This is a genomic window from Mycobacterium sp. UM_WGJ (genome assembly GCF_000455125.1).
GTDB lineage: Bacteria > Actinomycetota > Actinomycetes > Mycobacteriales > Mycobacteriaceae > Mycobacterium.
The window spans coordinates 1-1,745 of sequence record NZ_AUWR01000057.1; the positions used below are offsets into that span (position 1 = coordinate 1).

The following is a 1,745-nucleotide window of genomic DNA, read 5'->3' on the forward strand; positions in this document are numbered from 1 at the left end:
GGCGTGTTGTTTGAGAACTCAATAGTGTGTTTGGTGGTTTTTGTTTGTTGTTGTTTTTGCCATGCCTTCGGCGCCCCGTGTTGGGGGTGTGGCGTTTTTTTGATGTCAGTTTTTGACTGATGTTTTGGGATTGTTTCCAAATGGTTTTTGTTTGGAGAGTTTGATCCTGGCTCAGGACGAACGCTGGCGGCGTGCTTAACACATGCAAGTCGAACGGAAAGGCCCTTTCGGGGGTACTCGAGTGGCGAACGGGTGAGTAACACGTGGGTGATCTGCCCTGCACTTTGGGATAAGCCTGGGAAACTGGGTCTAATACCGAATAGGACCACGCGCTTCATGGTGTGTGGTGGAAAGCTTTTGCGGTGTGGGATGGGCCCGCGGCCTATCAGCTTGTTGGTGGGGTAATGGCCTACCAAGGCGACGACGGGTAGCCGGCCTGAGAGGGTGTCCGGCCACACTGGGACTGAGATACGGCCCAGACTCCTACGGGAGGCAGCAGTGGGGAATATTGCACAATGGGCGCAAGCCTGATGCAGCGACGCCGCGTGGGGGATGACGGCCTTCGGGTTGTAAACCTCTTTCAGTATCGGCGAAGCTCCAGGATTCTTCTTGGGGTGACGGTAGGTACAGAAGAAGCACCGGCCAACTACGTGCCAGCAGCCGCGGTAATACGTAGGGTGCGAGCGTTGTCCGGAATTACTGGGCGTAAAGAGCTCGTAGGTGGTTTGTCACGTTGTCCGTGAAAACTCACAGCTTAACTGTGGGCGTGCGGGCGATACGGGCAGACTGGAGTACTGTAGGGGAGACTGGAATTCCTGGTGTAGCGGTGGAATGCGCAGATATCAGGAGGAACACCGGTGGCGAAGGCGGGTCTCTGGGCAGTAACTGACGCTGAGGAGCGAAAGCGTGGGGAGCGAACAGGATTAGATACCCTGGTAGTCCACGCCGTAAACGGTGGGTACTAGGTGTGGGTTTCCTTCCTTTAGGGATCCGTGCCGTAGCTAACGCATTAAGTACCCCGCCTGGGGAGTACGGCCGCAAGGCTAAAACTCAAAGGAATTGACGGGGGCCCGCACAAGCGGCGGAGCATGTGGATTAATTCGATGCAACGCGAAGAACCTTACCTGGGTTTGACATGCACAGGACGCCGGTAGAGATATCGGTTCCCTTGTGGCCTGTGTGCAGGTGGTGCATGGCTGTCGTCAGCTCGTGTCGTGAGATGTTGGGTTAAGTCCCGCAACGAGCGCAACCCTTGTCTCATGTTGCCAGCACGTTATGGTGGGGACTCGTGAGAGACTGCCGGGGTCAACTCGGAGGAAGGTGGGGATGACGTCAAGTCATCATGCCCCTTATGTCCAGGGCTTCACACATGCTACAATGGCCGGTACAAAGGGCTGCGATCCCGTGAGGGTTAGCGAATCCTTTAAAGCCGGTCTCAGTTCGGATTGGGGTCTGCAACTCGACCCCATGAAGTCGGAGTCGCTAGTAATCGCAGATCAGCAACGCTGCGGTGAATACGTTCCCGGGCCTTGTACACACCGCCCGTCACGTCATGAAAGTCGGTAACACCCGAAGCCGGTGGCCTAACCCTTGTGGAGGGAGCCGTCGAAGGTGGGATCGGCGATTGGGACGAAGTCGTAACAAGGTAGCCGTACCGGAAGGTGCGGCTGGATCACCTCCTTTCTAAGGAGCACCTTTTTTCCCCCGTCCCCGCAATCAGTGCGGGATCCGATGGTTGGGATAGT

General features: G+C 56.4%; 1 rRNA gene. It reads left to right on the top strand.

Annotated elements, in window-relative coordinates:
• The first annotated feature begins 148 nt into the window (after positions 1 to 148).
• Positions 149 to 1,683 (top strand): 16S ribosomal RNA (locus N416_RS0117145).
• Positions 1,684 to 1,745: the final 62 nt, after the last annotated feature.